The sequence below is a fragment of the Phenylobacterium sp. genome, from assembly GCF_030697305.1.
Taxonomy (GTDB): Bacteria; Pseudomonadota; Alphaproteobacteria; order Caulobacterales; family Caulobacteraceae; genus Phenylobacterium.
On sequence record NZ_JAUYQL010000108.1, the window covers coordinates 1 to 7,165 of the forward strand.

The 7,165-nt window shown below is 69.0% G+C and carries 6 protein-coding genes; 2 read left to right on the plus strand and 4 right to left on the minus strand.

Translation table 11 applies throughout. The features are described from left to right. A partial coding sequence (locus Q8R27_RS11125; RefSeq protein WP_305699085.1) for a sulfotransferase occupies positions 1 to 519 on the plus strand: 519 nt, incomplete at its 5' end. Positions 520 to 593: 74 nt separating this feature from the next. Here Q8R27_RS11125 and Q8R27_RS11130 read toward each other — a convergent pair. The 4 genes from Q8R27_RS11130 to hfaA form a co-directional block, all read right to left on the minus strand. After that, positions 594 to 3,500, minus strand: a complete 2,907-nt coding sequence (locus tag Q8R27_RS11130) for a pitrilysin family protein (protein WP_305699086.1) — start codon at positions 3,498 to 3,500, stop codon at positions 594 to 596. A gap of 107 nt (positions 3,501 to 3,607) precedes the next feature. Beyond that, complete coding sequence (gene hfaD, locus Q8R27_RS11135; RefSeq protein ID WP_305699087.1) at positions 3,608 to 4,840, minus strand: holdfast anchor protein HfaD; 1,233 nt, start codon at positions 4,838 to 4,840, stop codon at positions 3,608 to 3,610. After that, entirely contained in the window at positions 4,770 to 5,723 is a 954-nt protein-coding gene (gene hfaB, locus Q8R27_RS11140) for a holdfast anchoring protein HfaB (RefSeq protein ID WP_371134686.1), read from the minus strand. Before hfaB ends, hfaD begins: the two co-directional genes overlap by 71 nt. A 40-nt stretch (positions 5,724 to 5,763) precedes the next feature. After that, a complete protein-coding gene (gene hfaA, locus Q8R27_RS11145) occupies positions 5,764 to 6,201 on the minus strand; it encodes a holdfast anchoring protein HfaA (RefSeq protein WP_305699089.1) in 438 nt (145 codons plus the stop codon). A 138-nt stretch (positions 6,202 to 6,339) separates the two neighbouring features. Between hfaA and Q8R27_RS11150 the strand changes: the two genes are divergently transcribed. Then, entirely contained in the window at positions 6,340 to 6,993 is a 654-nt protein-coding gene (locus tag Q8R27_RS11150) for a rhomboid family intramembrane serine protease (protein ID WP_305699090.1), read from the plus strand. Positions 6,994 to 7,165 lie beyond the last annotated feature (172 nt).

A 7,165-nucleotide genomic window follows, 5' to 3' on the forward strand; every position in this document is an offset into this window, starting at 1 on the left:
CCGCCGCGTTGTTGGGGCGTGGGCCTGTCACGCACGGGCAACACCTCATTTTGCGCTGCTCTGTCGGTTCTAGGTTATCGGCGCGTTCAACAGGATGCGGCCTTCGAGATGCTGGGCACGCTCGACGGAGGCTCGGGCAACACCTTAGTCCTCCACTTCAAGTATCTCGACTATATGTCCCCCGGATCGAAGTTCGTGCTCATGACCCGCACCTTGGAGGGCTGGCTGGCCTCGATGGAGCGTTCCCAAAGGCTCAATCAGTGGCCCATCGTCGGCGAGCACGAACGTGTCGCGCGCCGCATGGCGATCTATGAGACCGTTGGCTACGACGCCGACGTGCTCGCCGCCGCGTTCCGCCGTCACCACGCCGACGTCCGCCGCTACTTCGCCGGGCGTCCCGATGCCCTGCTAGAGCTGGACATTGCGGGAGGTGAGGGCTGGGATCGCCTCTGCCCATTCCTGGGTCTCGCTCCGCCGAACGCGCGATTCCCGGCGCTGAATCATGGCTGGGCGAAATAGCCATCGGCCACGCCGATCTCAGCACGACGCGGCCGTCATGGTCCTTCTCCCCTTGCGGTCCCGTCAGACCCGCCTCACTCCTTTTGCGGGCGCACGGCCAACATCCAGGCCTTGTCGTCGCGCAGATAGGTCTTGGCGGCGCGCTGGACGTCGGCGGCGGTGACCCGTTCGGTGCCGGGGATCGCGGCGCGGATGGCGTCGAGGCGGCGAGGGTCGGCCTGCGCGCCGGACAGCTCCGACAGCCAGTACTGGTTGGTCACACGCGCCTTCTCGATGTTGTCGAGCCTGGGCTTCTTGGCGCGCTCCAGCTCGTCCGGCGTCGTGCCCTTGTCGGCCAGCTCGTGGCCGATGCGGCGTACGTCGGCGAAGAAGCTGTCGAGCTTGGCCGGCGGCACCTCGACGCTGGCGGCGAGATACCCCCAGCCCGGCCAGACGAAGCTGTGGTTGTAGTTGACCGATGGGGAATAGGTCGCGCCTTGCGCCTCGCGCAGCTCATCGATCAGCCGCAGCTCCATGATCTCGCCCATCACCGCGGTTTCGCGCGCCTTCTGCGGGTCGGCGAAGAAGTCGGTGGTTGGCCAGGCGACGTAGCCGATCGCCTGGTCGGCGCGCCCCTTGTGGCGCAGCACCAGGGGCGCTGCGTCGGCCTTGGGGAAGCCGATCTGGAGCTGGGCCGGGTCGGGCCTGGCGGGCTCGCGGCGTGCGGGCAGGGCGCCCAGGGTGGCGGCGACCGCCGCTGTGGCCTTCTCCACAGTGGTGTCGCCGACGATGATCACCTCGATCGGGCCGTCCTTCAGGGCCGGCGTCACCTGAGCCTGCAGGTCCTCGAGTTTCGCGCCGGCGATCTGTTCGCGGCTGGGGAACACCCAGCGTTGGTCGCCCGGGTGCAGCAGCGCCGGCAGGTCGCGGGCCAGCACGCCGGAATCGGTCGCTTCGTACTGGTCGTGGATGGTCTTGCCGGCGCCCTTGAGGCGCTGGAACGCCTCGGGTCGCCAGCCGGGCTCGGCGAGATAGGCGCTCAACACCTGCAGCTGGACGTCCAGATCGTCGGGCCGGGTGCCGCCGGACAGCGTGAATGCGTCGTCGCCGACACCGAATCGCGCGGCGAACACCTTTGAGGCCAGCACCCGCTCCATATCCTCGGCGCTGATCTGCTTCAGGCCGCCCTCGGTGAAGGCCCCCGACGCCCAGCCGGCGTTCTCGCGGCTCTTCGGGATGTCGGTCAGCCCGCCGCCGACCCGCACGCGGATCAGGATCTCGTCGTCGCGGAACCGCGTCGGCTTGATGGTCAGGCGCACGCCGTTGGCGAAGCGCACGAACACGGTGTCCAGGTCGGCGACCTCACGCTCCTCGACGACCTTGCCGGGGTTTCCGAAGCTCGCGTACGGCCAGGTGACCTCGCTTGGCTCAGCGGGGCTCGTGACCGCCACCTTCTGCGACTCCTGAAGCGCGGCAAGCAAGGCGGCTTCGCCACCCTCGATCGGGGTCGGGGAGGCCATGAAGGTCAGCGGCCCTGAGCCTTTGAACGCGCCCTTCAAGGCGGCGGAGACCTGCTCCGCCTTCAGGTCCTTCACCGCGGATTCGAACATGGCCAGGTCCTGGGCAGGGTCGGTCACCACGGTGTCGTCGTCCAGCGAATCGACGATCTCGGCGGCGAGTTGCGTCTGGCGCCGCGTCGCCGCGCCGGCGACGGCCGCGGTCAGACTGGTTCGGATCTCCTCGACCTCGCGGTCCAGCTCGTCCTGGCGCACGCCGAACTGCACGGCGCGGCGCTGTTCCTGCTCGACGGCGGCGAGAGCCGTCTTCCAGCCGCCCGGCTCAGCGTTGACGGTCAGCATGGTGACCTCGGCGGCCTTGTAGTCGTCGCCCTTGAAAGCGGCCGCTCCCAGGAACGGCGGCTCGGCGCCGCGCGACAGCCGCGAGAGCCTGCGGTTGAGCACCGAAAAGCCCAGTTGCTCGACCAGGTCGTGGCGCCGCTTGGCGCCCGTGTCGGCCGAAAGGTCTGGCGGCGCGATCCAGGCGACCTGGATCGACGTCGGCGCGCCGGGCTCGATCACCAGGCGGGCTTCCGCGCCGCGCGGCTTCACGGGCCCGACGTCGGGCTCGGCGCCGGCCGGGCCGCGCGCCGTCCAGTCGCTGAACTTGGTGCGGATCTTGGCTTCCATGGCGTCGACGTCGAAGTCGCCCACGGCGACCAGCACTGCGCGCTCCGGGCGGTAGTAGTTGTTGTAGAAGGCCGCGATCTGGCTGGCCGGCGCGTCCTTCAGCACCTCGACCTTGCCGATCGGGAATCGGTTGGGGGGGCGCTGGCCCTGCAGGAAGAAATCCAGCCGCGAGCGGTAGATCCGATATCCGGGGGTGTCGCGCGCCCGCTCCTCCGACAGCACGACGCCGCGCTCGCGGTCGACCGCGCCGGGCTCGATGGTCAGTTCGCCGGCGGTCTGGCGCATCAGCATCAGGCTGGTGTCCACGGTCTCGGCGTCGGTGTGCGGCAGGTCGAGCTTGTAGAGCGTCTGCTCGAAGTCGGTGGAGGCGTTGGTGTCCGCGCCGAACGCCAGCCCCAGCCGCTCCAGGATCTTGACCATGTCGCCTTCTGGGACGGCCTTGGAGCCGTTGAACGCCATGTGCTCCAGGAAGTGCGCCAGCCCCTGCTGGGCGTCGGTCTCCATCAGCGAGCCGGCGGCGAAGCGCAGCCGCAGCGAGGCCTGGCCGGCGGGGATGCTCTGCTTCTGAATCGCGTAGCGCATGCCGTTGGGCAGGGCGCCGAAGCGGATCGATGGGTCCACCTGCACGTCGGACCTGGCCTGCGGCCACTCGCCGGGCTTCAACTTCTCCGATGTCGGCGCGGCCTTCGGCGCTTCCTTGGCGCCCAGTCCCGGCAGCTTGAACTTGGGAAGGCTAAAACTGGAAGCGGAGGGCGCGGCGCAGGCAAGGCTCAACGCCGCGGCGAGCGCGAAGCTCGCGCGGAAGGCTCGGTTCATCGGGGATCCCAGGTGGCGACGCAGCCCAGCATCGCTGTGCGGCGTGGCCATCACAAGGCGGGATCGTTTCAGCCGGGACGCGTGCGCGCCCGCGGCTGTGGGCCGGCCTATTGGTTCGGGCGGCTCACGTAGTAGCTGGCGGTGTTGCCGATGGCGTTGGCGACGCCGGTGACCGTGCGCGCCGAGGTCACGCTGGTGGAGCTTTGCGCGCCCACCTCGGCGTTGTTGGTCTGGCGGTTGGCGACCGAGACATAGCCGTCGCACTCAGCGCAGGCGTAGCCGGTGGCCGCATTGCCGATGGCGGTGGCCGAGGCCTGGGCGTCGTAGCCCTGATAGCCGGTGTAGTCGGCCGCCACGTCGATGCCGCCGCCATCATTCAGCTGCGTGTTGTCGATCAGCGTCTCGGTCCCGGCGTTGCCGGCGAAGGCGCTGTTGCCGACGCCGTAGGAGACGGCCGAGCCCGCGCCGAACTCATAGGCGTTGCTGACCGTCTCGGCGCGCACGTAGGCGCTGTTGCGCTGGTCAGTGGTCAGCGCCAGCGTCGAGCCTTCGTTGCCGGCGGAGATGTTGTTGCCGGTGGCCGTGGCGCTGGTCGTGGTCAGGTAGGCGTTGCCGAAGCTAGTGAACTGAGAGGCCTGGGTGATCGCCGCGTCGTTCGCCTGGGTGGCGAAGATCTGCTGACTGGAGCCGCCAGCGGACGCCGCGGTCAGGTTGTTGGCGGCGCTGGCGGCCGAGAACGTCGCTTGGCCGCCGATGTAGTTGTAGACCCCGCCGCCGTCGGAGGTCACCTGGGCCTGGTTGGTCTGGTCGACGCTGACGTAGGAGGCGCCGGAGGTGACGCCGAAGCCCTGGCTGTTGCCGATCGCCTGCACGCTGGAGGCGACGTCGCCGGCCTGGCCGCCGGGCGCCTCGATGTGGCTGTTGGCGGAGACGTTGGTCGCGCCGGTCGTCTGGACGAACGAGCCCGTGAGGCCGCCCGCGAACACGCCGGCGTCGCCGGTGTTGCCGGTCGCCGCCGTGGTCAGCGCCGTCACCGCGCCCGAGCTGGACGCGACGTTGAGCTCTGTGGTCGCGCCGACGTTGGCCTGCAGGCTCTGATTTGAGGTCACCGCCAGGTCGCCCTGGTCCACCGTGCCGTCGAAGCTGTTGCCGGTGGCGGTCGTCGTGCCGCTGGTCGTCTCGCTGACCTCGACGACGTCCAGCGTCTGCTGGGAGAACACGTCTCCCAGCTGGATCTGGTCGTTCAGGACGTCGCTGGGCGCCGCGAGGCTAGAAGCGGCTGCGAACGGCAGAATCGCGGCGAGTGTTCCAGCGAGAAGGATCTTCGCGGGTCTGCGCATTGTTGGTGTCCAGGTTGTTGTAGGCAGGCACGTAGCCGCCGGTCAGGCCGGTGGTGGCGCCGGCCAGGGGATCGGAGGTCAGGCAGGCCTCGGGGCCCGACATCCCGTAGAGATTGGCGGTCATCTCGACGACGGCGCGCTCGACCAGCGCGCGCACCGCAAGCTGCATCGGCTCCAGCGCACCCGTGCCGGCGGAGACGTCGAAGACGTTGCCGTTCAGGAAGTCGAACATGCCGAGGCTGATTTCGCGGCCCACCACCTGCTTCTGGTAGGAGATCACGTCCACCACCTCGAGGGTGCGGGTGTTGATCAGCCGCAGGTCCAGGCCGATGTTCATCACCATCAACCGGCCGCGGGCCGAGCCCTTGAAGTCGTCCACGTCCACGTCGCCGCCGGAGATGTCGAAACCGGACGAGCGGATGTTGAAGTTGAGCTCGGTGATGCCGCCGGCCACATAGAAGTCCGAGCCAGGGACCTGGCCGGCGAGGATCTTGCGGTATTCCGCCGGCATGTCCGGCGCGGGGTTCGGCTGGTCGGAGATCAGCTTGTTGTTGGCGTACTTCAGTTCCAGTTCAGACACCGAGGTGTCGAAGCGTTCGACCAGAGGCATGCCGGCTTTCGCGAAGGCCGACATGGCCATCAGCGAGGCGCCCTGGGTGATCTTGCGGCCGCTGCCGTCGGCCTCGGCCTTGCCGGTGTAGTCGGCGATGCGCCCGATGGCGATGCGCGGGGCGGAGATCTTGGCGTTACGGGCGTACTCCGCCTCGCAGACCAGCGCCTGGGAGTAGGGCGTCGGGTTGGCGGTGACAGTGGCCGTCCCCACCGGGCGGGCATAGTTGCCGCTGGGCCCGGCGACGGGCGTTGCGCAGCCTGCGAGGGCCATAGAGCCTGCGGAGATCAGCGCCGCGGCGCGGACCAGGCGATTACTGACCATTACCCACCCCTGAATTCAATTGCGTGGTCGCCGTGACCGCACCGGTGTTGGTCTGGCGCGAGTCCACGATGACGGTGTTGTTGCTGCCCTGGGTGATGACCACCAGGTTGTTGCCGATGGCCGTGGCCCCGCCGCCGGCCGCGCCGACACCCGCATAGGCGTCAGCCGCGCCCGAGGCGCGAGAGAAGCTGGACTGGTCGTCGCCGGTGAGGATCAGGCCGTCGACGATCACCCGATTGCCGTTGGCGTCGCGGGTGGTGATGTCCACGCCGCGGTTCTCCTGCCCGGCGTAACGACCGTAGCCGGCATTGAACTCAGCGGAGTTTGAGGACATCGACTGCGCCTGCGCGTGGCCGGCCGCGAGGGCGGCGAGCGCCAGGGCGGCCAGCGTGGCTCGGCGCAGGGTTGGGGACGAAACGGCGACCATGACGGCGGAACTCTCCCCGCGGAGGAAACTGCATGCGGCGCGGAAGGCCGCGCGCGTCGCGCAACCCCCCAGCCGCCCCTACTTAGTCCACAGACCCTCGCGAATTGGTTAAGACCGATGCGCGATCCTGAGGTGCAGATGCCGTTTGATTCAGAAGCCCAAGTCCCGCCTGTGCGCGAGCCGATGTTCAAGGCGCCGTGGCCCGCGCTGGCGCTCTGTGTGGTGATCATCGGCGGCTACGCGCTGCAGGGCGCGGTCGGCGGCGATGCGGTGATCGCCCGCTACGCGTTCTCGCCGATCGACCTGCAGGACGGGCGCTGGCCCCTCTTGTTCACCGCCCTGTTCCTACATGGGAGTTGGCCACACGCGCTGATGAACGGCGCCTTCGCCCTGGCCTTCGCGACGCCGCTGGCGCGGTTCTTCGGGCTCAGGCTTCGTGATGGCGCGGCCTTCGCTGTCTTCTATCTAGCGTGCGGCGCGCTCGCGAATGTCGGCTATGCGGTGCTGCACGCGGGCGAGCACGGCCTGCTGGTAGGCGCGTCGGGCGCGGTGTCGGGCCTCATGGGCGCCGCCTCGCGGCTGATCGCCGGGCGGGGCGCGGTGGGACCGATTCTCAGTCGGCCGGTGCTCGGCATGGGCGGAGCGTGGCTGGCCATCAACCTGCTGATCGCGCTGTTCGGCTTCGCGCCAGGGGCAGGGGACGCAACCGTCGCCTGGGAGGCGCACGTAGCAGGCTTCATCGCCGGCGTGCTGCTGCTGGGCCCGTTCGCCGCAGCGTTGCGCAGGCGCTGACTTGCACGTGCATTGATCCCGTCGGGTTTCTGCGCAACGCTCTCCCCTCGTGGATAGGGAGAAAGCCTGTGCTCAGTGCCCAGATCCTCAAGTTGAAGGGCGACGCGGTGTTCACCGCCTCGCCCAACGAGTCGGTGGCGGCGGTGGCCGCCCTGCTTCACAGCCGCCGGGT